The 21,861-nt window shown below is 73.1% G+C and carries 23 protein-coding genes; 9 read left to right on the forward strand and 14 right to left on the reverse strand.

The annotated features are described in order from the left end of the window. Positions 1 to 223: 223 nt before the first annotated feature. Together IE260_RS27945 and IE260_RS27950 are read right to left on the reverse strand one after the other, a co-directional pair. On the reverse strand, positions 224 to 694 hold the full coding sequence (locus IE260_RS27945) for an ATP-binding protein (RefSeq protein WP_189876661.1): 471 nt from the start codon (positions 692 to 694) through the stop codon (positions 224 to 226). A 102-nt stretch (positions 695 to 796) separates the two neighbouring features. Further along, positions 797 to 1,543, reverse strand: coding sequence for an SAM-dependent methyltransferase (locus tag IE260_RS27950; RefSeq protein ID WP_189876663.1), 747 nt, complete (start codon positions 1,541 to 1,543; stop codon positions 797 to 799). A gap of 226 nt (positions 1,544 to 1,769) precedes the next feature. On the opposite strand from IE260_RS27950, the gene IE260_RS27955 reads away from it, so the two are divergent. Beyond that, the gene (locus tag IE260_RS27955) at positions 1,770 to 2,972 is read left to right on the forward strand and encodes a cytochrome P450 (protein ID WP_189876664.1); all 1,203 of its coding nucleotides are present in this window, start codon (positions 1,770 to 1,772) and stop codon (positions 2,970 to 2,972) included. 25 nt (positions 2,973 to 2,997) lie between these two features. Here IE260_RS27955 and pgm read toward each other — a convergent pair whose 3' ends face one another. Further along, positions 2,998 to 4,638: a phosphoglucomutase (alpha-D-glucose-1,6-bisphosphate-dependent) gene (gene pgm, locus IE260_RS27960; RefSeq protein WP_189876666.1), complete on the reverse strand. Its 1,641-nt coding sequence runs from the start codon at positions 4,636 to 4,638 to the stop codon at positions 2,998 to 3,000. A gap of 102 nt (positions 4,639 to 4,740) precedes the next feature. Between pgm and IE260_RS27965 the strand changes: the two genes are divergently transcribed. Beyond that, on the forward strand, positions 4,741 to 5,250 hold the full coding sequence (locus tag IE260_RS27965; RefSeq protein ID WP_189876668.1) for a molybdenum cofactor biosysynthesis protein: 510 nt from the start codon (positions 4,741 to 4,743) through the stop codon (positions 5,248 to 5,250). Positions 5,251 to 5,264: 14 nt separating this feature from the next. On the opposite strand, the gene IE260_RS27970 is transcribed toward IE260_RS27965, so the two are convergent. Beyond that, the gene (locus IE260_RS27970) at positions 5,265 to 5,693 is read right to left on the reverse strand and encodes a hypothetical protein (protein WP_189876670.1); all 429 of its coding nucleotides are present in this window, start codon (positions 5,691 to 5,693) and stop codon (positions 5,265 to 5,267) included. Between the two features lie 182 nt (positions 5,694 to 5,875). Between IE260_RS27970 and IE260_RS42675 the strand changes: the two genes are divergently transcribed. After that, complete coding sequence (locus IE260_RS42675; protein WP_268254945.1) at positions 5,876 to 6,478, forward strand: sugar ABC transporter substrate-binding protein; 603 nt, start codon at positions 5,876 to 5,878, stop codon at positions 6,476 to 6,478. A 7-nt stretch (positions 6,479 to 6,485) separates the two neighbouring features. On the opposite strand, the gene IE260_RS27980 is transcribed toward IE260_RS42675, so the two are convergent. After that, positions 6,486 to 7,226, reverse strand: coding sequence for a Type 1 glutamine amidotransferase-like domain-containing protein (locus IE260_RS27980; RefSeq protein WP_189876672.1), 741 nt, complete (start codon positions 7,224 to 7,226; stop codon positions 6,486 to 6,488). A gap of 29 nt (positions 7,227 to 7,255) precedes the next feature. Beyond that, positions 7,256 to 8,191, reverse strand: a complete 936-nt coding sequence (locus IE260_RS27985; RefSeq protein ID WP_189876674.1) for a LysR family transcriptional regulator — start codon at positions 8,189 to 8,191, stop codon at positions 7,256 to 7,258. 94 nt (positions 8,192 to 8,285) lie between these two features. Here IE260_RS27985 and mdlC point away from each other — a divergent pair, with 94 nt between their 5' ends. From mdlC to IE260_RS28000, 3 genes are all read left to right on the forward strand, one after another. Further along, positions 8,286 to 9,866 (forward strand): benzoylformate decarboxylase, encoded by a 1,581-nt coding sequence (gene mdlC, locus IE260_RS27990; RefSeq protein WP_189876677.1) that lies wholly within the window; start codon positions 8,286 to 8,288, stop codon positions 9,864 to 9,866. Between the two features lie 82 nt (positions 9,867 to 9,948). After that, positions 9,949 to 11,403 carry a benzaldehyde dehydrogenase gene (locus IE260_RS27995; protein WP_189876679.1) on the forward strand — a complete coding sequence of 485 codons (1,455 nt, stop codon included), beginning with the start codon at positions 9,949 to 9,951 and terminating at the stop codon, positions 11,401 to 11,403. 58 nt (positions 11,404 to 11,461) lie between these two features. Continuing rightward, positions 11,462 to 12,715, forward strand: coding sequence for an MFS transporter (locus tag IE260_RS28000; protein ID WP_189876682.1), 1,254 nt, complete (start codon positions 11,462 to 11,464; stop codon positions 12,713 to 12,715). 99 nt (positions 12,716 to 12,814) lie between these two features. On the opposite strand, the gene IE260_RS28005 is transcribed toward IE260_RS28000, so the two are convergent. Both IE260_RS28005 and IE260_RS28010 read right to left on the reverse strand, forming a co-directional pair. Next, a complete protein-coding gene (locus IE260_RS28005) occupies positions 12,815 to 13,519 on the reverse strand; it encodes a PepSY domain-containing protein (protein ID WP_229881371.1) in 705 nt (234 codons plus the stop codon). Between the two features lie 113 nt (positions 13,520 to 13,632). Beyond that, positions 13,633 to 14,622: a LysR family transcriptional regulator gene (locus tag IE260_RS28010; RefSeq protein ID WP_229881372.1), complete on the reverse strand. Its 990-nt coding sequence runs from the start codon at positions 14,620 to 14,622 to the stop codon at positions 13,633 to 13,635. Between the two features lie 224 nt (positions 14,623 to 14,846). On the opposite strand from IE260_RS28010, the gene snpA reads away from it, so the two are divergent. Beyond that, entirely contained in the window at positions 14,847 to 15,521 is a 675-nt protein-coding gene (gene snpA, locus IE260_RS28015) for a snapalysin (protein ID WP_189876688.1), read from the forward strand. Between the two features lie 102 nt (positions 15,522 to 15,623). Here the strand turns inward: snpA and IE260_RS28020 are convergent, their stop codons facing one another. Together IE260_RS28020 and IE260_RS28025 are read right to left on the reverse strand one after the other, a co-directional pair. After that, on the reverse strand, positions 15,624 to 16,361 hold the full coding sequence (locus tag IE260_RS28020) for a sporulation protein (protein ID WP_189876697.1): 738 nt from the start codon (positions 16,359 to 16,361) through the stop codon (positions 15,624 to 15,626). A 78-nt stretch (positions 16,362 to 16,439) separates the two neighbouring features. Beyond that, complete coding sequence (locus IE260_RS28025; RefSeq protein WP_189876700.1) at positions 16,440 to 17,129, reverse strand: adenosylcobinamide amidohydrolase; 690 nt, start codon at positions 17,127 to 17,129, stop codon at positions 16,440 to 16,442. Between the two features lie 134 nt (positions 17,130 to 17,263). Here IE260_RS28025 and IE260_RS28030 point away from each other — a divergent pair, with 134 nt between their 5' ends. Beyond that, positions 17,264 to 17,614, forward strand: a complete 351-nt coding sequence (locus tag IE260_RS28030) for a hypothetical protein (RefSeq protein WP_189876703.1) — start codon at positions 17,264 to 17,266, stop codon at positions 17,612 to 17,614. 42 nt (positions 17,615 to 17,656) lie between these two features. On the opposite strand, the gene IE260_RS28035 is transcribed toward IE260_RS28030, so the two are convergent. Continuing rightward, positions 17,657 to 18,853 carry a globin domain-containing protein gene (locus IE260_RS28035; RefSeq protein ID WP_189876705.1) on the reverse strand — a complete coding sequence of 399 codons (1,197 nt, stop codon included), beginning with the start codon at positions 18,851 to 18,853 and terminating at the stop codon, positions 17,657 to 17,659. A 76-nt stretch (positions 18,854 to 18,929) separates the two neighbouring features. After that, positions 18,930 to 19,376, reverse strand: coding sequence for a nitric oxide-sensing transcriptional repressor NsrR (gene nsrR, locus IE260_RS28040; protein WP_189876708.1), 447 nt, complete (start codon positions 19,374 to 19,376; stop codon positions 18,930 to 18,932). A gap of 150 nt (positions 19,377 to 19,526) precedes the next feature. Between nsrR and IE260_RS28045 the strand changes: the two genes are divergently transcribed. Continuing rightward, on the forward strand, positions 19,527 to 19,946 hold the full coding sequence (locus IE260_RS28045; protein WP_189876711.1) for a hypothetical protein: 420 nt from the start codon (positions 19,527 to 19,529) through the stop codon (positions 19,944 to 19,946). Positions 19,947 to 19,990: 44 nt separating this feature from the next. Here IE260_RS28045 and IE260_RS28050 read toward each other — a convergent pair whose 3' ends face one another. After that, entirely contained in the window at positions 19,991 to 20,704 is a 714-nt protein-coding gene (locus tag IE260_RS28050) for an ABC transporter ATP-binding protein (RefSeq protein WP_189876714.1), read from the reverse strand. Next, entirely contained in the window at positions 20,701 to 21,789 is a 1,089-nt protein-coding gene (locus IE260_RS28055) for an ABC transporter permease (RefSeq protein ID WP_189876716.1), read from the reverse strand. Before IE260_RS28055 ends, IE260_RS28050 begins: the two co-directional genes overlap by 4 nt. Positions 21,790 to 21,861: the final 72 nt, after the last annotated feature.

Raw genomic sequence — 21,861 nt, forward strand, 5'->3', positions numbered from 1 at the left:
CCGGGGGGGCGGGGAAAGGGCCGCCGGGCGTCCCGACCGGAGGGACGGCGAGCACCGGGACCGTCACGTTCGACAGGGCGAAGGCCCGGAGCAGGGTGCCGGGTGCCGTGGCGAAGCCGGTGAGCCGGGTGGACGGGACCACGTCGGCCGGTCGTACCGGGGTGCTCGCCCGGGTGCGTGCCCGGCGTCCCGGGCCGGACGCGACTGCGCGACGGTGCCCGGCTCAGCGGCGGTGGCCGACGGCTTCCCTGGGCGGGTCGTCGGCCAGCAGCACCTCGGCCGTCGTGCGCTTGCCGACCGCCTCACGGTGCACCTCGAAGCTCTGGCACACGGCCATGACGATCTCCAGCCCGTGCCGGCCGACCCGGCCGGGGTCGGCGGCCTCGGCCACCGGCAGCATCGGGTCGGAGTCCCACACCGTCACTTCCACCCCGCCGCCGGTCAGCCGGAGATCGACCACGGACGGGCCGGGCGCGTACTTGCAGGCGTTCGTCAACAGCTCGCTGACCACCAGCTGGACCACGTCCATCGCACGATCGGACACCGGAAGCCCGTAGGCCGCCTGCACACGCGCAAGGAACTCCCGGGCCAGCTCCCGTCCCCGCGCGATGTCCGAGGAACTGCCCTCGTACGCCGCCGAAACCTCGACCAGCCCCTGTCGCAGCTGTTCCCCGTTGTGGGCAGCCCCGTCCATCCGATCCGCCCTCTTCCTGAGCCTTGACCGTTACGCCAGCCGTCTACCCCCTAAAACGGGAAACACCGGAACCTGCCCGCCCGATCGTCCGAGTGGCCGTCCTCATGCCGTCCCGGTGCCGGTCGGGCGCAGCACGAGGCAGACGAAGCCCAGCACGTCCCGGTAGACGCGCAGCCACTGGTCGCGGTGGGTGGCGGCGGCCTCCAGTGCCTGGGCACTGTCCGGGTCGGCGGGGTGGTCCAGAGCCCACGCGGCCAGGGAACCCGTCCAGGCCCATTCGTAGTCGTCGAGTTCCCGGCGGGTACTGAGGTGTCCGTGGACGGGCGTCCACCCGTCCGCGGTGACCAGGTCCAGCGTGGCCGGCAGGTCCGCGAGGTCCCCGAGCATGTCGACGGCCTCGGGTGAGGGATCACGCTCCCAGTACCCGTCGCCGATCAGCACGCGCCCGCCGGGAGCAAGGTGCTCGCGTGCCGCGGCCAGGGTGGCGGGCAGGCCGCCGAAGGCGTGCGTGGCGCCCACGCAGAGCACCAGGTCGAAGCCCTGGGCGGTGACGAGACGCGCGGCGTCCTGGTGGTGCAGGGTCAGACGGTCGCCGACGCCGAGCCGGTCCGCCGCCCGACGGGCGTGGGCCAGGGCTTCCTCGGAGATGTCGACGCCCTCCGCCCGTAGCCGCGGATACGTGGTCAGGGCGCGCAGGAGCCACTCTCCCCCGCCGCAGCCGAGGTCCAGCACGCGCTCGTCGCCCCGCGGGAGACCACGCGCCAGCAGCCGCCGCACCGAGTCGTCGTCGAGCGGCGCCGCTATCGGATGATCGGCATGGGCAAGTCGGGAGATCGTTTGACGGTCCATCCGCGGAGCGTGACACGACCGGCGCGGAAACTCACGTGATTTCCGGTGCCGCCGAGCCGGTCCCCGGCCGGACAGCGGCATCCGCCCACCGCCGTGGCCCCTGCCGGCGCCGGCCCGGGCGCCGCGGGGGTCTGGTCGGCGGGCGGGCGGGTGCGTGATCCTGTGACGACGTCCAGTCCGGGCCGCCACGAGGGCGGTCCGGCATCCGGCTTGGGGGTGCGCGCCGATGCGCGACGCGAAGGACTCCGCCCGAAAGGTCGACCGGGGACGGGACCGGCCGGCCTGCCCGGTCAGTCGCGCGGACGACGGGACCTGGCGGGTGCACGACTACGCCGTCGCACGCTCGCTGCTGCGCGGCCCTGGCACCGTGCAGGCCGGACTCGGCATCGAGACGGTGGAGAAGCTGCCGCCGCGCATCCGCCGGCCCGTGCTGTACCGGGACGGCCCCGAACACCGGGAACACCGCCGGCAGACCGCGCGGTTCTTCACACCGCGCCGGGTGGACGAGCACTACCGCGAGCTGATGGTCCGCATCACGGAGGAGCAGTTGGCGGTCCTCCGCAGGGACGGAGAGGCCCATCTGCCCGACCTGGCCTTCAGCCTCGCCATCGGCGTCGTGAGCGAGGTCATCGGTCTGCGCTACAGCAAGCCCGGCATCCGCCGGCGGCTGGAGCGCTTCTTCCCGGAGGAGTTCGGCGAGCCGGGGCTGACCAGCGTGCGCGGCATCTACTGGTTCCTGCGGCAGAACACCAACTGGCTGCGCATCCATCTCGCCGACGTCCGCCCCGCGATCCGCGCCCATCGCCGCCGGGAGCACGACGACCTGATCTCCCACCTGATCGCGGAGGGCTGCTCGGACGCGGAGATCCTCGGTGAGTGCCTGACGTTCGCCGCGGCCGGCATGGTCACCACGCGGGAGTTCGTCTCTCTGGCCGCCTGGCACCTGTTCACGGACGCCGAACTGCTCGACCGCTACCGCTCGGCGGAGGAGGCCGAGCGCCTGGCCGTCCTGCAGGAACTCCTGCGGCTGGAACCCGTGGTCGCCCAGCTGCGCCGCCGGGCCACCACGGCCCTCGAACTGCCCTCCCCGGACGGGCCGGTCGCCGTGTGCCCCGGAGAGTACGTCGAACTCCTGCTGGACGACGCCAACACCGACCCCGGGGCGGTGGGCGCCGACCCGTTGCTCGTCCGGCCGGACCGGACCATGGAGACCGGCCCCGGGCGGGCGGGGCTCTCCTTCGGTGACGGACCGCACCGGTGTCCCGGGGCGCACATCGCCGTGCTGGAGACCGACATCTTCCTCAGCCGCCTGTTCGCCCTCGACGGCATCCGGATGACCACGCGGCCACGCGTCTCCTTCAAGGACGCCATCGGCGGTTACGAGATCCGCGGGCTGACGGTGGCGCTCCCCCGGGCCGGCCGCGGCTGACCGGCCCGGGCACGGGCGGCCGGCGTCAGCCGCCCAGGGCGCCGAGGACGACGAGCTTGGCCTCGTCCTGCACCTGCCGGAGGTGGTCCGCTCCCCGGAACGACTCGGCGTAGATCTTGTAGACGTCCTCGGTGCCCGACGGGCGGGCCGCGAACCAGGCGTTCTCCGTGGTCACCTTGATGCCGCCGATGGGCGCGCCGTTGCCCGGTGCCTCGGTGAGCACGGCGGTGACCGGTTCCCCGGCGAGCGTGTCGGCGGTGACCTGCGCCGGGGACAGCTTCGCGAGGCGTGCCTTCTCCTCGCGGGACGCCGGGGCGTCGATGCGCGCGTACGCCGGTTCGCCGAAGCGGGCGGTGAGCGCGGCGTAGTGCTCGGAGGGCGTCCTGTCGGTGACGGCGGTGATCTCGGAGGCGAGCAGCGCCAGGAGGATGCCGTCCTTGTCCGTGGTCCACACCGAGCCGTCCCGGCGCAGGAACGACGCCCCGGCGGACTCCTCGCCGCCGAAGCCGAGCGACCCGTCGACCAGTCCGTCCACGAACCACTTGAATCCCACGGGCACTTCGACCAGCCGGCGGCCGAGGTCGGCGGCCACCCGGTCGATCATGCCGGAGGAGACCAGCGTCTTGCCGACGCCCGCGTCGGCGGGCCAGTCGGTGCGGTGGGCGTACAGGTAGGAGATGGCCGTGGCGAGGTAGTGGTTGGGGTTCATCAGTCCGCCGTCCGGGGTGACGATGCCGTGCCGGTCGGCGTCGGCGTCATTGCCCGTGGCGATCCGGAAACGGTCGCGCCGGTCGATGAGGGAGGCCATCGCGTGCGGCGACGAGCAGTCCATGCGGATCTTGCCGTCCCAGTCCAGCGTCATGAACCGCCAGGTGGGGTCGGTCAGCGGGTTGACCACGGTGAGGTCGAGGCGGTGCTGCTCGGCGATGCGGCCCCAGTACGCCACGGAGGCGCCGCCCAGCGGGTCGGCCCCGATCCGCACGCCGGCGGACCGGATCGCGTCGAGGTCCAGCACGCTCGGCAGGTCGGAGACGTAACGGCCGAGGAAGTCGTACCGGCCGGTGCCGGGCGCGGCGAGCGCCTGGGCGTAGGTGACGCGTCGTACGTCCTTCAGGCCGCCCGCGATGATCTCGTTGGCACGGTCCTGGATCCAGGAGGTGGCGTCCGAGCCGGCCGGACCGCCGCTCGGCGGGTTGTACTTGAAGCCGCCGTCGGCGGGCGGGTTGTGCGAGGGGGTCACCACCACGCCGTCGGCGAGGCCCGAGGTGCGGCCCCGGTTGTGGGTGAGGATGGCGTGCGAGACCGCCGGGGTGGGGGTGTAGCCGTCGTCGGTGTCGATGAGCACGGTCACGTCGTTGGCGGCGAACACCTCCAGCGCGGTGATCCTCGCCGGCTCGGACAGGGCGTGCGTGTCGGCGCCGAGGAAGAGCGGCCCGTCGGTGCCCTGGGCCTCCCGGTACTCGCAGATGGCCTGGCTGGTGGCGGCGATGTGGTCCTCGTTGAAGGCCGTCGCCAGCGACGACCCGCGGTGTCCGGAGGTGCCGAACGCCACGCGCTGGCCCACCTCGGCCGGGTCCGGGTGCAGGGCGTAGTACGCCGTCACCAGCCGGGGGACGTCGATCAGGTCCTCGGGGCCGGCCTGCCGGCCGGCTCGCTCGTGCTGCATGCGGCCACTCCTGTCGCTTCGGTCATGCATTCGCTCGCGATCTCATCTTCCCCCCTCCCCGCGCCGGTACCGGACCTTCCGACCGAGGTTAGGGTGAACAGCATGACCGAGGTGGAGGTGCTGCAACTGCTGGTGTCGCCCGCGCACCGGCTGGCCGGGCGCCCCGCGGACGGGCCGGCGCCCGGTCCGTCCGACGAGCGCGTGGCGCGGGTCGAGGTGCGGCGTCGGCTGGGTCTGGTGGGTGACCGCTACTACGCGCGGCCCGCGCATCGGGACGCGTCGGTGACCATCATGGCCGTGGAGCGCCTGCCCATGGGCATCGACCCGTCCGCCGATCTCCGGCACACCCGCCGCAACATCCTGCTCCGGGGTGTCGACATCGACTCCTTGGTGGGCGCGACGATCTCCCTGGACAGCGGTGCCGGTGCCGTGACGTTCGCCGTGAACCGTCCCGCCCGGCCCTGTGCCTGGATGGACGTCACCATCGGGCCCGGTGCACAGCGCGCGCTGCGGGGCGGGGGCGGCGTACGCTGCACGCCCCTGAGCGACGGTGTCCTCACGCTCGGCCCGGCGACGTTCGAGGTCGTCGGCGAGCCGGGCGCCATGACGTAGCCGCGGGGCGGGTGTCAGATCCGGCCGCCGGTGAGCCGGGTGAGGGGACCGTGTGTGTGGCGTCCCGCCCGTCGGCCCGCGGCGTAGGAGGCGGCGCTCAGCGCGGTGAGTCCGGCGCCCACGCCGGCGGCGACGAGCTTGCGGTGGGCGATGGCCGTCCACGCCGTCTTGGCGGTGGCCGCCACCTGGCCCGAGGTCGCGACGACCGCCTGGCGGCCGGCTTCGACGCCCCTGGCCGCCGTGTGGACGGCTCCCGCCGCGGCCTCGGACGCGCGCTCGGCGCCGGCCCTGGTCGCCGACGCCGCGTCATCCGCCTTGCCCGCGGCGGTCTTTCCGGCGCGCGCGGCTGGGGCGGTCGCCTTGTCGGTGGCGCGCCGGGCCTTGGACTCGGTGGTCCGGGTGGCGTTGTTCTTCTGGCTCGGGTCGTTGTTCGATTCGCTCATGGACACCGCCTTGCCCCTCCCGGCGGCGGCAAACACGTACCGCTCCGGGCCGCCACGGCTCCGGGGCACGGCTCTCCCGCCGGACCGCTCAACGGGTCTGCGGGGCCAGGGACTTGACGCGGCGGAGAGTCGGGACGGTCTCGGCCGTGCGGACGGCGGTCAGGGCGCCGAGTTTCTCGCGGGTGCAACTGCGGCCGGGTAAGGCCGTTCATGGGCGGCAGGGCGGAGCCGGGGATCCGGGCGCCGGGCATCTCCCGGATCAGGTTGCCGTCCACGTCCAGCATCTGGCCCCAGGCGGTGGTCGAGTACCCCACCGCCATGCACGCCTCGGCGCAGCCGATGGCGTCCAGCGCGCGCAGCGCGTTCACCGGTTCGCGGCCCTGCCCGACAACGCGGAGGTGGTGGCGAACCAGCCCGGCATGTTCAACCCGGTCAAGGCGCAGGACGTAGCCGACAGCATGATCCAGGCGCATCCGGACCTGGACTACGTGTTCGTCGCCAACGAGGCGATGGCCTTCGCCGCACGCAGGACGTTCGACGCCGCCGGCGCCCGGGACGTGCGGATCGTGACCGAGAACGGCACCGACGAGGGACTGGCCGCCGTCCAGGACGGGCGGTTCGCCGCGACCGTCGCGAACTCGCCGAAGGTGATCGGCGAGACGGCGGTGAGGAACACCGTCGCGCTCCTCGGCGACGGGGACAAGCCCAAGAAGGTGACCGAGATCCCGCTCACCCTCATCACCGGGGAGAACCTGGCCGACGCCCCCCAGTACTGTCCGGGGTGAGCCTCAGTCAGGGGCGGACGGCGGGCAGCTCCCGCGGCTCGATGCGCTCCTCGACCGCCCGGTCGCCCTCACGGACGACCACGTAGGCGCCCTTGCCCGGAACCTCCGTCACCGCCTCGACCAGCTCGGTTCCGCGGTAGACGAGACCGACCCCGTCGTCCGTGCAGTGGGCCGCCGCCAGGGTGCCGTCGGCGACCAGCCGGTGGATCAGCGGGCGGCGGCCCTCGTCCACGTCGTAGTGCACGCCGTTGCCGTAGGGCAGGAAGCCCAGGGCGTCGGTGAGCGGCCGCAGGTCCGGGCCGAACGAGTCGGTCGCACCGCCCTGGAACCAGCAGATGGAGCCCGCGCTGACCCCGCTGAGCACCACCCCGGACTCCCAGGCCCGGCGCATGACACGGTCCAGGCCGTGCACGCGCCACACCGCCAGCAGGTTGGCGACCGAGCCGCCCATCACCCACACGACGTCCTGGGCGAGAACGGTCTCCTCGATGTCGTCGACGTTGGGCATCGGAAACAGGTGCAGCGGCGTCAGATCGAACCCCGCCACGCGCGCCGCCTCCGACATGCGGGCGGTGAAGTGCTCGGCGTCGCCTATGGCCGTACCGACGTACAGGACGCGGGGACGCCGGCCGTGCGCCCCGGAGAGTTCCACCGCATGGTGGACCAGGGCATCGAACGCCACCATGGTCCGGCCTCCCGTGCGGTGCCCGCCGGAGGTCGCGAGGATGGTCGGTTCCGGTGCCGTCATGCGCGTGATCGTACCGGTCCCCTCGTGAACTACCGCGCGGTGGACGGCGGTAGCTGGGCCGGGCTCACCTGCTCGCCCAGCACCTCGGCCATGAACCGCACCAGCCACCGCTGCGCCGGGCTGCGCGAGGACTCGTGCCGGGCGTACAGGGCCACCTCGATCGGCTCGGTCTCGAACGGGAGCCGCACCAGGCGCACGCGGTGGGAGGCGGTGAAGACCTCCCCCACGTACTCGGGGACGATCGCGATCAGGTCGGTCTGCTCCAGCAGGTAGGGCAGCATCGAGAAACGCGTGGCGTCGACCGCCACCCGTTCCAGCAGCCCGTGCGCGGCCAGGACGGCCCGCGGAGCCACGTGCCCGCTCGGACCGAACACGGTCGCGTGGTGTTCGGCCGCCAGCTCCGGCAGCGTGACCGCGTCGCCCCGCACGCGCGGATGGTCGGCCGCGACCATGCCGACGTAACGCTCCCCGAACAGGGGGATGCGCACGGTCCGGTGGGACGTCAGCACCGGGGTGGCCACGAACGCGTCGAGGTCACCGCGGCGCAGCTGGCTCTCGGCTTCTTCCACGTCGAACGGGCGGACGGTGAACGACACCCCCGGCGCACGCTCGCGGGCCGCCGCCAGCAACCGCGGCAGGAGGGTCGCCTCGCCGAGGTCGGAGAGGGCGATCGTGAAGCGGCCCGACATGGTCTCGGGGTCGAAGTCGTCTGCTTGCCGGACCGTCCCGTCGATCTCCGCCAGGGCGCGCTGCAGCGGCTCGTACAGCCGGAGGGCGCCGGCGGTCGGTGTCAGTCCGCGCCCGGTGCGGCGGAACAGCTCGTCGTCGAAGTGCCGGCGGAGCTTGGCCAGGCTGTAGCTGACCGTGGGCTGGGTGACATGGAGCGTCTCGGCGGTGGCCGTGACACTGCCGGTCTCGTACAGCAGAACGAAGACGCGGGCGAGATTGAGGTCGAAGGTCCCCATATCGAAGAACTCTATATCGGGACGTCAAAACATCTATTGGTGGCCATGTCATGGGTTGCCTAGCGTGTCGAGCGTCACTTCGAAAGGAACGTCCGTGCCATCCGTGCGCCGTGTCTCCCACGCATTCCTGGAACGCCAGGGGCTCACCACCGTCTTCGGCAACCCCGGCTCCAACGAGCTGCCCTTCCTCGCCGAGCTGCCCGACGGTTTCCGCTACGTCCTCGGCCTGCACGAAGGCGCTGTGGTCGGCATGGCCGACGGGTACGCCCAGGCGACGGGCCGCCCCGTCCTGGTGAACCTCCACGCCGCCTCCGGTTCCGGCAACGCCATGGGCGCGCTGACGAACGCCGTGGCCTCCCGCACCCCGCTCGTGGTCATGGCCGGCCAGCAGGTGCGGCCCGCCGTGGGCCCCGAGGCCAACCTGGCCAGCGTCGACGCCCCTGCGCTGATGAAGCCCCTGGTCGGCTGGGCCGCGGAGCCCGCCTGCGCCCAGGACGTGCCGCGCGCGCTGGCCCAGGCCGTCTTCGAGGCACAGCTCCAGCGGCGTCCGACGTACCTCTCCGTGCCGTACGACGACTGGTCGGCCGAGGTCGACGACAACAGCCTGGCCGTGCTGGACCGCCGGGTGCGGCGGGCCTCGGTGCCCGACGCGGAGCAGAGCCGGTGGCTGACCGAGCAGGTGACCGCCGCCCGGCGGCCCGCGCTCGTGCTGGGCGGCGACATCGACTCGGCCGGCCTGTTCGACGACGCAGTCCGCCTGGCCGAGCGCCTCGGTGGTCCGGTGTGGGCGGCCCCGTCGCAGTTCCGGCTGCCGTTCCCCAACCGCCACCCGCTGTTCCGCGGTGTGCTGCCCGCCGGGATCGCGCCCGTTTCCGAGGCGTTCGAGGGCCACGACCTGGTGCTGGTGATCGGCGCGCCGGTCTTCCGGTACCACGAGTACCTCCCCGGCCGGTACCTGCCGGAGGGCACCCGGCTGATCCAGGTGACCGAGGACGCCTCCGCCGCCGCGCGGGCCCCGATGGGCGAGGCTCTGGTCGCCGACCCGGGTGCCGTCGTCGACCTGCTGGTGAAGGCGCTCGACGCGCCCTCCACGCCCCCGGGCCCGTACCGGCCCGCGCCCGCGCCGCTCACCGCCGAGGGACCGCGGCTGCACCCCGAGGAAGTCTTCGCCGCGCTGCGCGACGAGCTTCCCGAGGACACCGCCTACGTCGTCGAGTCGACCTCGACCAACTCCTCCTGGTGGCGCCAGATGGACCTGCGCCGGCCCGGCTCCTACTACTTCCCGGCGGCCGGCGGCCTCGGCTTCGGCCTGCCGGGCGCGGTCGGTGTCGCCATGGGGCAGCCGGACCGCCCGGTGGTCGGCGTGATCGGCGACGGCTCGGCCAACTACGGCATCACCGCCCTGTGGACGGCCGCCCAGCACCGCGTTCCGCTGACCGTCGTGCTGCTGCGCAACGGCACGTACGGGGCACTGCGCTGGTTCGGCGGTCTCCTCGGCGTGCCGGACGCCCCCGGCCTGGACATCCCGGGGATGGACTTCACCCGCATCGCGGAGGGCTACGGCGTCCGCGCCCGGCACGTCGGCGACGTGGAGGAGCTGCGTGCCGTGCTCGCCGAACGGCCCGACCACCCCCGGCTCGTCCAGGTGGACACGGCGCTCACCACGCCCTCCTGACCTGGCCGGACCGGCCGAACCCGCCGAGCGCCCGGAGCCGCTGACGCGCTCGAGCACCCGAATCCCGACGAAGGGGAAAGCGATGACACTCCTGGACAGCGACGTCTGGGGAAGGAAGTTCTTCAGCGACGGCTGGAAGGACTCGGCCTCGGAGCACCCGGTCACCGAGCCGGCGACAGGTGACCGGCTCGGCTCGGTGGGCCTGGCCACGGCCGAGGACGTCGGCCGTGCCGCCGCACGGGCCGCCGAGGCCCAGCGGGCCTGGGCGGCGACCTCCCCGCAGCAGCGGGCCGCCGTGCTGCGCCGGGCGGGCGAGCTCTTCGCCGAGCACGCCGCCGAGGTGGCGGACTGGCTCGTGCGCGAGGCCGGTTCCACCCGGGCGAAGGCCGGCTTCGAGGTGCAGCTCGCCGTGGGCGAGGCCTTCGAGTGCGCCGGCCTGCCGACGCATCCGCAGGGCGAAGTGCTCACGTCCGAGGAGGCCCGCTGGTCGCTCGCCCGCCGCCGCCCGGCCGGCGTCGTCAGCGTGATCGCCCCCTTCAACTTCCCGCTCATCCTCGGCCTGCGCTCGGTGGCACCCGCGCTCGCCCTGGGCAACGCGGTGCTGCTCAAGCCGGACCCGCGCACGGCGGTGAGCGGCGGTGTCGTCATCGCCCGCGTCTTCGAGGAGGCGGGGCTGCCCGCCGGTGTCCTCCACCTGCTGCCGGGCGACGGCTCGGTCGGCCGGGCCGTCGTCGAGGCCCCCGAGGTGCGGGTGATCTCCTTCACCGGCTCCACGCCGGTGGGACGGGCGATCGGCGAGCAGGCCGGCCGGCTGCTGAAGCGGGCCCACCTGGAGCTGGGCGGGAACAACGCCCTGGTCGTGCTGCCCGGTGCGGACGTGCAGAAGGCGGCCTCGGCCGGCGCCTTCGGCTCGTACCTGCACCAGGGGCAGATCTGCATGACCACCGGCCGTCACATCGTCCACGAGTCGCTGGTGGAGGAGTACACCGCGGCGCTCGCCGCGAAGGCCGAGGCGCTGCCCGTCGGCGACCCGGCCCGCGAGGACGTGGCGCTCGGCCCGATCATCGACCGGCGCCAGCTGGAGCGGATACACGGCATCGTCACCGACAGTGTCGCGGCGGGCGCGAAGATCGCCGCCGGCGGCGAGATCTCCGGTGCCTGCTACCGCGCCACCGTGCTGACCGGGCTGACGACCGACATGCCGGCGTGGCGCGAGGAGATCTTCGGCCCCGTCGCGCCCGTCATCGGCTTCTCCACGCTGGAGGAGGCCGCGCGGATCGTCAACGACTGCGAGTACGGGCTGTCCGTCGGCATCCTCGGGGACGTCGGGACGGCGATGAAGCTCGCCGACCGGATCGACTCCGGCAAGGTGCACATCAACGAGCAGACCGTGAGCGACGAGCCGAACGCCCCCTTCGGCGGGGTCAAGGCCTCCGGCACCGGTTCCCGTTTCGGCGGTGCCGCGGCGAACGTCGAGGCGTTCACAGAGACCCAGTGGGTCACGGTCCGTCCGGACATCGCCGACTACCCGTTCTGAGGTCCCCGCCCGCTCCCCGCCCGCTCGTCCGCTCCCGTCCCCTGGGGGGAATGTCACCATGGCTTCCGCCACCACGTCCGACGCGCCGGCCCGCACCGCCGCCGCCGGAAACAGCAGATGGACCGTGCTCCTGTGCTGGATCACCGTCCTGCTCGAGGGCTACGACCTCGTCGTCCTCGGCGCCATCATCCCCACGCTGCTCAAGACACATCACCTCGGCATGACCGCCGGTGACGCGACCACCATCGCGACGCTCTCGCTGGTGGGCGTGGCCATCGGCGCGGTCTGCGTCGGCCCGCTGGCCGACCGGCTGGGACGCCGCCACCTGCTGATCGGGTCGGTGGTGGTGTTCTCGGTCTTCACCATCGTGGTGCCGCTGGCCACCTCCGTCTGGATGTTCGCGGCGCTCCGTCTCCTCGCCGGACTGGGCCTCGGCGCGTGCATGCCGGTCTCGCTCACGATGATGGCCGAGCACATGCCGGCCAGCCGCCGGGCGCGGGCCAGCACCCTGACGATGACCGGCTACCACACCGGTGCCGTGATCACCTCGCTCCTGGCCCTGCAGGTGACCGACGACTGGGAGATCCTCTTCTACCTGCTGGGCGTCGTCGGCCTCGTCGTCGCCGCCATCCAGTGGTTCCGCCTGCCGGAGTCGGAGGCGTTCGTGCAGGCCAAGCAGGACGGGGGCCGGCGAGTGCCGTTCACCGAGCTGCTGAAGCCGGCGTACCTGCGCGCGGGCATCGGCGTGTGGGCCGCCTCCTTCATGGGCCTGCTGCTGGTCTACGGCCTCAACACCTGGCTGCCGAAGCTCATGAACGACGCCGGCTACCCGGTCCCCACCGCCGTCACCCAGCTCCTCGTGCTCAACGTCGGCGGCGTGGTCGGCCTCGTCCTCGGCGGGTACGTCGCGGACCGGCGGGGCATCAAGGGCACCACCATGGGCTGGTTCGCGGTCTCGGTGGTCATGCTGGCCTGCCTCAGCGTCAAGATGGAGAGCGACCTCCTGCTCAACGTCGTCGTCTTCTTCACCGGCGTGTTCGTCTTCTCCGCCCAGGTGCTCGTCTACGCCTACGTGACGAACTACTACCCGGCCTCCGTCCGGGGCACCGCCCTCGGTTCGGCCTCCGGCATCGGCCGGATCGGCTCGATCGTGGGCCCGTCGATCACCGGCGCCCTGGTCGCCTCCGGGATCGGTCACCCGTGGGGCTTCTACTTCTTCGCCGCGGTGGCGGTCCTCGGCTTCCTCGCCGTGCTGACCCTGCCGCGCCGGGCGGAGAACGAGCAGGCGGAGGGGGCCGAAGCGGCCGTCTGACGTCTCGCCGGACCGTGCGGTCCGGTCCACAGCACACCGCGGGAGCAGCAGGGCGGAGTGACCGCCCTGCTGCTCCCGCGGCGCTTTCCGGGCCGGCACTCAGTCGCGGTCGACGTGTTCGCGCAGGATCTTGCCGTTCTTCGCGTCGACGTCGACGGTCGTCTTGTTCCAGTCGTCGGTGCTGACGACGTCGACGGACCACAGCAGCTTCTGGTCGTCGTTCTCGTCGAGTTCGACGCTGGTGACGGTGCCCTTGGTCTTGTCGGTGGCCACCTTCACGGCCTGATGCGGCGTCTGGGTGGCCTCGCGCAACTGGTCGGCGAGCTCACGCTTGTCGTCCGCGTCCTGGTCCGGTTCGATCTGGGTGCGGAAGACCTCGCCGGTGACCGCGTCGACGTCGATCCGGTGGACGGTGCCGTCCTCGGCGGCGACCTTGGCCTCCCACTCCGCGGCGCCCTCGCTCGGGGCCGGGGCCGGGGTGTTGGGGCTGGGCGTGCCCGGCGAGGCGGTGGCTTCGTCCGAGACCCGCTTCAGTTCGAGGTCGACGAGCTTGCCCTCGGGGACCTCCTTGACGGCGGTGTCGGCCGCCTTGTCCCAGGTCACCTTGGCCATCGGGATCAGGGCCTTGCGCTCGGCCTGGTCCTCGGTCAGGGGCGGGGAGGCGGTACTCGTGGGCGAACCGGTCGGGGACCCGGTGGGCGACTCGGTCTGAGCCGCCTCGGCGACACTGGAGCGTGCCGTGTCGGCGTTGGCGCAGGCCGTCAGCAGCAGAACGGAGCTGCCCAGGGCGCAGATAACGGCCATGGATCGGAGGGGCGGAAGGCGTCGTACAGGGCTCATGCGGTTTTCCGTAACCGCCGCGCCGTGCCGTCACACGGGGACACGCCCGAAATCACCGGATTGGCCCCCGGGGGCCGTCAGCGGACCGGGGCGTACGCCGTGCGGTCGGTCGCCGTGGCGGTCCCGGGCGAGCACGGGGCGAGGGGCGGGGGCTCGGTACGCTCCAGCCATTCCCGGTAGGCGCAGGACTGGCGGGCCGCCTCCCAGTACGCCTCCTCCAGGGCGGGAAAGACCGCGTCCAGCTCGGACCGGGTGCGCGCGGCCAGCAGCAGGCGCACGCCGAGCGGGTCGCCGTGCAGGCGTCGTACCGCCGTGTCGGGGCGTGACTGCGAGCTGGGCTGGCAGACGGTCACCACTTCGCCGGTGGCGACCAGGGACGCGGCCGTGTGGTAGTCGCCGTGCAGGACGCGAGGGTCGATGCCGACGGCGCGCAGCATGCGGTGGACACCGTCCCACTCGCCGTCGACGGTGGGGTCGACCATCCAGCGGTCGTCGGCCAGGTCGGCGAGGTGGACGACGGGGCGTGCGGCGGCCGGGTGGTCGGCGGGCAGCATGACGAACTGCGGTTCGCGCTCGACCAGGACGCGCGTCCTGAGGCCCTCGGGGACGCGCAGCGGGCAGCCCTCGACCTCGTGCACGAAGGCGACGTCGAGCTGGCCGTCGACGACTCTGCGCAGCAGCGCGTTGGCGGAGACGTCCATCTGGAGCGTCGGTTCCAGGCCCGGGCGTCTGAGCCGGCGCAGCCAGCCGGCCAGGGCGCGGCTGGCGGTGGAGCCGATGCGCAGCCGGCTGTCGCCGCCGGCCGCGGCGGCACGGGCCTCGCGGACCAGGGCGCGCATGTCGGCCAGCAGCGGGCGGGCCCGGCCGAGGACGGTCCGGCCGAGCGGGGTGGGGCGGCAGCCGGTGCGTTCACGGATGAACAGCGGTCCGCCCAGGGCGTGTTCGATGCGGCTCAACTGGGTGCTCAACGTGGGCTGGGCGACACCCAGTTGGCGTGCCGCCCGGTGCAGGCTGCCGGCGTCGGCGATGGCGCACAGCGCGCGTAGGTGCCTCACCTCGAGCTCCATGCAGGGAGAGTAGAGCGGAACACCTGGTTGCGCCAGGTGAACAAATGGCTGCGGAACAGGGCGAGTTCAGCGCTCACGGCCGAATCCCTTCCACCGGTCCGGCGCCTGCCGGACGCGGCGGGGATAGCCCGGCCCTATCACCTGTTGCCATCATCACAGCGGGCACATGGGCGCCCCACACTCACCGGTGACGACTTCTCCCCCACACACAAGGAGTCATCGGAATGCGACTGACCCTGCCCGTGCTGTCCACCGCGGTCGGCCTCGGCCTGACGGCGGCCCTGCTCGGCACCACGCCGGCCGCGACGGCCTCGTCCCAGCCCCAGGGGGCGTACGCCGGCTACCGGCCCTCGGCCACGTCGGCCGAAGACGCCCGGAACAACCAGGAGTTCTTCGAGGCGGTCGTCCGGTCCGTCGCCGAGAAGCGGGCCGCCGCCCCGGACTCCACGGCCGCCGTCACCGTCTACTACAGCGCCGCGGGCGCGCCGAGCTTCCGCACCCAGATATCCCGCAGCACCCAGATATGGAACAGCTCGGTGTCCAACGTGCGGCTCCAGGAGACCAGTTCCGGCGCCGACTTCGCGTATTACGAGGGCAACGACTCGCGCGGCTCGTACGCCTCCACCGACGGACACGGCAACGGCTACATCTTCCTGGACTACCGGCAGAACCAGCAGTACGACTCCACTCGCGTCACCGCGCACGAGACCGGCCATGTGCTCGGCCTGCCCGACCACTACTCCGGCCCGTGCAGCGAGTTGATGTCGGGCGGCGGCCCCGGCCCGTCGTGCACCAACGCCTACCCGAACGCCACCGAGCGCGCCCGGGTGAACCAGCTGTGGGCCTACGGCTTCGCGAACGCCCTCGACAAGGCGCTGCAGAAGGCCGCACAGCGCTGAGCACCGAGACAGGGTGCGGGGGCGGTCCGGCGGGACCGTCCCCGCACGCGTGTGGTCACGACGGCCGGTGCGGGCGGTGCCGTCCGCCGACCCGCGCGACCGCTAGCGGTCCCAGCGCTCGCGGCAGAACTCGTCCAGCCAGCTCGTCCACCGCTGCACGTCGAGTTCGTCCGCGGTGAAGAGGAACGACCCGGTCGAGCCGGGGATCACCTCCACGGACTCCGCGTCCGGCGTGATGACGGTCATCTCCAGCTGATCCTGCCGGTTGTAGGAAGCGGGGAACCAGAACTCCAGCTCCTGGCAGTACCCCAGCGTCTGCGTCTGCTGGAAGTTGCGGAAGTGCTTCTTCACCTCGGCCTCGTCGAAGCGGAAGCCGAGGTCCGCGAACGCCTGGAACATGGCGTCCTGCACGGGGCGGGCGTGCACGGCGATCTCGTCGAAGTCACCCCGGTCCACCGCGTTGTCGATCTCCATCGTGGTGCGCAGCGCGCAGCGGGCCCCCTTCAGCCGCCGGCCCAGGGCGTGGGTGAGCGGCATCTCCCACGGGATGGCCAGGCTGCCCTCGAACTCCCTGTCCTCCTTGGCCGCCAGGGCGAACGCCCCGGTGTCGCTGGTGGCCAGGACGTGCGGGTCGGTCCAGTTCGTCTCGGTCGTCTCGCTCTCCTCCACACGGATCACCAGTTCGACGGCGAGGCGGTCGACCTTCACATCGGCGCCGCCGCCGCGCACCAGGATCTTGAACGGCAGCTCGTCGCCCGGCCGGACGGCGGTCCGGCCGGGCACGGTGTCCACGGCGGGCGCGTTGATGCCCATAGAACTGAGGAACGTACGGAATGCCACGAGATGTCCCCTCCCCTGATGGATCACCATGATCCACCCGGTTCCGGAGTCTAGAACGTGCGCACGGCGTACGGCCGTTCAGCGTTGTGCGACGGCGGGCAGGGCGGCGAGTACGGCGCGGTGGACGGCGCGGGCCAGCCGGGCTCCCCACTCGGAGCGCGGGCCGGCGAAGGAGTGGACCTCCGCGTCCCCGCGCGGGGCGCGGGCGGCGACGCACACGGCGTCCGTGGGCGTGCCGGAGCAGTCGTGGCCCGCTTCCACGAGCGCCTGGACCTTGGCCTCGGTGGCCGTGATCACCGCGTTGACCAATGCGGCGTCGGTCAGCGCGACCGGCAGGGCGGCGACGACGTTGATGGTCCCCGGCGCGGCGGGCCCGGCTGCGCCCTCCTGCACGGAGGCCGCCCACCCGCGCACCGCGATGCCCGCGGTGGCGACGGCTTCCGCTCCGCCGTCCCACGCACGGCCGGGGGCGGACACGTCGGCGGCCGTCATCAGGCCCACGCCCTGTCCCTCGGCGCCCGCGTCGCGCGCCAGGGCGGCGAGGTGCCGCTCGGGGTCGGTACGCCGGTAGCCGTGGGCCACCTGGGCGTTGAGCACCCAGGCGCGCTCGGCGATCCCACCGCCCAGCACGGCGCTGCTGACCATCCGCCAGCCCGGACCGGGGCGCCACAGCAGGGCGTGCAGCCGCTCACCGTCCTCCACCCGGGTCAGGCGCTCCACGGACAGCAGACGGGGCCCGGTACGAGGCGGCGGGAGGACGGCGGACACCGGGCGGGGCTCCTTGCGGGGAATCGGTCGGGCGGGGTACGGACCGCATGATCGTACGCGGCGCATTGCGAACCCGGTCCGGGGCACTTTCACTGAAGACACTCACGCCGCCAGGCGTCGGATCGGAGGCCGCGATGCTGTCCCACACCCTGGAGCACGGGGTCCTGGTCATCACGGTGGACCAGGACCCGGGAATCGACGGGCGGGCCGCTCTTTCCACGCACATCACCGGTCTGGTCGACGCCCATCGGCCGGCACCCGTCGTCATCGTCATCGGCGATCAGGCCGCGAGCGACGCCGCGGTCAGCGCCGTGCTCCGGGCCCATCAGTGGTGCGCTCGCCTCGGCATCCTGATGTGCGTCGTCGCCCACAGCGCCCCGCTGCGGCGGCTGCTGGAGAACGGCGCCGAAACCTCCGGCCCCCGCCTCGTCGTCCACGCGCGTGTCGACACCGCGATCGCCACGGCGTTCACCGCTGCGGCCTGACGCCCGTCCGGCAGCGTGCGCGACCGCCCGTCCGCCCGCTGACTACTGCTGCCCGAGCCAGAGGTCGGGGCCGAACACCTCGTAGTGGATGGCCTCGGCGGGCACACCGCGGCGCAGCAGGTCGCCGCGGACGGCGCGCATGAAGGGCACCGGTCCGCACAGGTAGGCGGTGAGGCCGGCGGGCAGGTCCAGGGCGCCGATGTCGGCGCGGCCCGTCGATGCCTGCGGCGCCTGGTCGCCGGGCTCCTCGTACCACAGGTGGAGCCGGGCGTCCGGGAGCGCGCGTATCAGGTCCCGCTGCTCCTTCCGGTGGGCGTGGTCGGCCGGGGTGCGGTCGGCGTGCACGGCGGTCACCGGGCGGGCGGAGCCGGTGGCGGCCAGGTGGTCCAGCATGGCGAGCATGGGCGTGACGCCGATTCCGGCGGACGCCAGCAGCAACGGGCCGTCGCCGTCCGCCAGCTCCAGGTCGCCGAACGGCATGGACACGGTGAGCAAGTCGCCCGCCCGGACACGGGCGTGGAGCCAGGAGGAGACCTCTCCCTCCGGCTGCCCGTCGCCCTGGACGCGCTTGACGGTGATGCGCCAGTCGGGCCGGCCCGGCGCGGCGGACAGGCTGTACTGGCGGATCTGCCGGGAGCCGTCGGGCAGTTCGGACCGGACGCTGACGTACTGGCCGGGGCGGAACGGCCGGGCGGGGCGGCCGTCGGCCGGGCGCAGTACGAAGGAGACCGCGTCGGGCGTCTCCTCACGCCGCTCGACGACCTCCATGCGGTGCCACACGTCACCCTCGGCCGCGTCGGCCTCCTGGTAGAGACGTGCCTCGATGGCGATCAGCGCGTTGGCCATCAGCCAGTAGACCTCGTCCCAGGCAGCGGCGACCTCCGGAGTGACGGCGTCGCCGAGCACCTCCGCGATGGCGGCGAACAGATGGCGGTGGACGATCTTGTACTGGTCCGAGGTGATGCCGAGGGAGGCGTGCTTGTGCGCGATCCGGGAGAGCATCGCGTCCGGACGCACGTCGGGTCGCTCCAGCAGCAGGCCGGCGAACCCGGCGATGGATCCCGCCAGCGCCCGCTGCTGCTCACCGCTCGCCTGGTTCCCCCGGTTGAACAGGTCCCGCAGCAGCTCGGGGTGGGCGTCGAACAGCTTCCGGTAGAACAGCTCGGTGATGTCACCGATGGCGGCTCCGACGGCCGGAAGGGTGGCCCGGACCACGGGAACGGACTGTTCGGAGAGCACAGCGACTCCTTAATTGGTAGAGCAAATTCGTGTTTTGCGCCGCAGAGATGCGCCAGGGCGAGGGTGCGCCCCGCCGTCACCGGGAAGGGCGGTCCGTCAGGCCGATCAGAACCGGACCCGTCGGCGAGGCGACCAGGTCGGCCACGGTGAGCGGGTCGAGCGCGGCGTAGAAGGCCTCCTGGGCATTCCGCAGCGCACCCCGCAGCCGGCAGGCCGCTCGCAGCGGACACGGCGGATCGTCCTCACAGGCGACGACCTCGCCGTCGCCTTCCAGCTCCCGCACCAGCCAGCCCACCGAGGCCCGTCGGCCGAGCTCGGTCAGCGCCAGGCCGCCGCCGCGGCCACGGCGGGCCTCCACCACGCCCAGGTGCTGCAGGCGTGTGATGGCCTTGGCCACATGCGTGTACGGCACGCTCATGACCTCCGCCACCTCTCGCGTGGTCAGCGGGTCGTCACCGTCTCTCACGACCGCCAGGCGCATCACGGAACGCAGCGCCAGGTCGGTGAACTTCGTCAGCCGCACATCCCGGACGCTAGCAAATACGCATGTTAAATTCCTCTTTACCGGCCACCGCGGCCCTGTGCAGTGCGTCACGGACTGGCCGCACCGGGGATCGGCCGCTCATTCCGGCGGCAGGTCGGCAGTGTTGGGCACTTCGGACGGTGACACCTGATGACAGCGGAAGACCACGGCTCCCCCGATCCGGCCGGAGCCGCCCCGCTCCCCCGGATCCTGTGCGACACGGCCGGCCTGTCGGCGTCCGGCGACGTGCCGGCCGGCGCCCTGTGGAAGCTCGCCGAACCGGGGCGGCAGCTCGACGCCAACGTCGTCCGCATCCCTCCGGCGGGCCGGGTCGGCACCCACACCGAACCCGACCTGGACGTGCTGCTGCTCGTCCTCGACGGCGAGGCGACCCTGATCTGCCCCGACGGCCCGCGCCCCCTGCGCGCGGGCATCCTGACCTGGCTTCCGCACGGCTCCGCCCGGGGCATTCTCGCCGGCGCCGACGGGGCGACGTACCTGACCGTCCACCGGCGCCGTCCCGGCATGCGGATCCAGCCGCCGGGCGCGGCGGCCGGGCTCCGGCCCTGACGACAGCGCCCAGGGTCCAGGGCCCGGGCCCGGCGTCCGCCCGCTCAGCGGGCCGGCGCGGAGCGGTCCGGCGCGGAGCGGGCCGGCGCGGAGCGGCCCAGGCGACCGTCGTGGACCTCGGCGACGTGATCGGCCACGGAGAGAAGGGCCTGGTCGTGGGTGACGAGCACCGTGGCGGTGGCCCGCTCGTGGGTGAGGCGGGCGAGCAGGTCGAGTACGGCGGCGCCCCGTTCGTGGTCGAGGGCGCTGGTGGGCTCGTCGACGAGCAGCACGCCGGGGTCGTTCATCAGGGCGCGGGCGATGCCGACGCGCTGGCGTTGGCCCCCGGAGAGCTGCTGGGGCCGGCGGTCGGCCAGGTGGGCGAGGCCGACCGCGTCGAGGAGGTCCATCGCCCGGCCCCGGACGGTGCTCGGCCTGCGGCCGTCGATGTGGGCCATGACCTGCAACTGCTCGACGGCGGTGAGCGACGGCAGGAGGTTGGCCTGCTGGAAGACGATGCCGATCCGGTGGCGGCGCAGGTCGGCCAGGTCGCCGCGGCTCATGCCGCTGGTGTCGGTGCCGGCGACGGAGACGGTGCCCGAGTCCGGCGTGACGAGGGTGGCGGCGACGGCCAGCAGGCTCGACTTTCCGGATCCGGAGGGGCCGATGACGGCGGTGAGGCAGCCTCGCGGAACGTGCAGGGTGACGCGGTCGAGGGCGGTCAGCCGGCTGTCGCCGTCGGGGTAGGTGAGGGTGATGTCGGTCAGGTGCAGGCTCATCGGGCGCTCCCCAGGGCGGTCAGCGGGTCGACGGAGGTGATGCGGCGGACGGCGAGGGCGGCCCCGAGCACGCCGAGCAGGACCATCACCGCGGCCGGGACGAGGACGGTGGCGGGGGTGAGGACGAAGGGGACGGCCGAGCCGGCCACGGCGGCGCCGATCGCGGCGGCAGCGGCGGAGCCGGCCAGGGTGCCGCCCGTCAGCAGGACGACGGCCTGGCCGAGGGCGTCGCGCAGCAGTCCGGCCGTGGTGGCGCCCAGGGCCTTCAGCACGGCGATGTCACCGCTGCGCTGGATCGTCCACACGGTGAAGAAGGCGCCGACGACCAGGGCCGAGATGGCGAACAGAAATCCGCGCATCAGCTGCAGCGAGCCGTTCTCGGAGGCGTAGGACCCGATCGCGGAGAGCGAGTCGGCCTTGGTGACGGTCCTCGTGCCGGCCGCCCGGTCCGTCGCCGCGAGGTCGGCGCCGGAGGCGGTGTCGAGGACGATCACCGTGGCGGTGGGCCCGTCCGCGGCCCCGGCGGGCGGCGCGATCGTCCGCCAGGTGCGCAGGCTCGTCCACACCACGGGGGTGTGGCTGAAGGAGGCGTCACCGCCGGTGGCGGCGACGGTGAGCCGCCGGCCGGCCAGCAGGACGGTGTCGCCCGCACGCACGCCGAGCGCATCGGCCGCGCCGGTGGACATCACGACCGTACGGTCGTCGACGCGGGCGCCGTCGGGGGGCAGCCCGGAGCCGGGTTCGACGCCGAAGACCGACACACCGGTGCTGCGGTCGTCCGCGGTGGCCCGGGTGGTGACGATCCCCAGCGGTTCGGCACCACGCACGCCGGGTGCCCCGGCCCACTGCCGCCACTGCGCCTCGGTGACGGTGGAGTCCGCGTACGACAGCTCCTGGTCGCCGCCCGGTGCGGCGAAGGCGATCCGGTCGGCGGGCAGGGACGTGACGGCGGAGACGTTCTCCCGGGCCAGGCCGGCGGTCAGGCCGGACAGCAGCCCGACCAGCAGGGTGATCAGTACGACGACGGTTCCCATCAGGGCGAACCGGCCCTTGGCGAACATCAGGTCTCTGAAGGCGACAAACACGTCTCGCGCGCCCTTTCGGCAACAGCGGGATGGACGGAGGGGACGCCGGCCACGAGCCGACGCCCTCCCACC

This window comes from Streptomyces viridiviolaceus (assembly GCF_014650995.1).
GTDB lineage: Bacteria > Actinomycetota > Actinomycetes > Streptomycetales > Streptomycetaceae > Streptomyces > Streptomyces viridiviolaceus.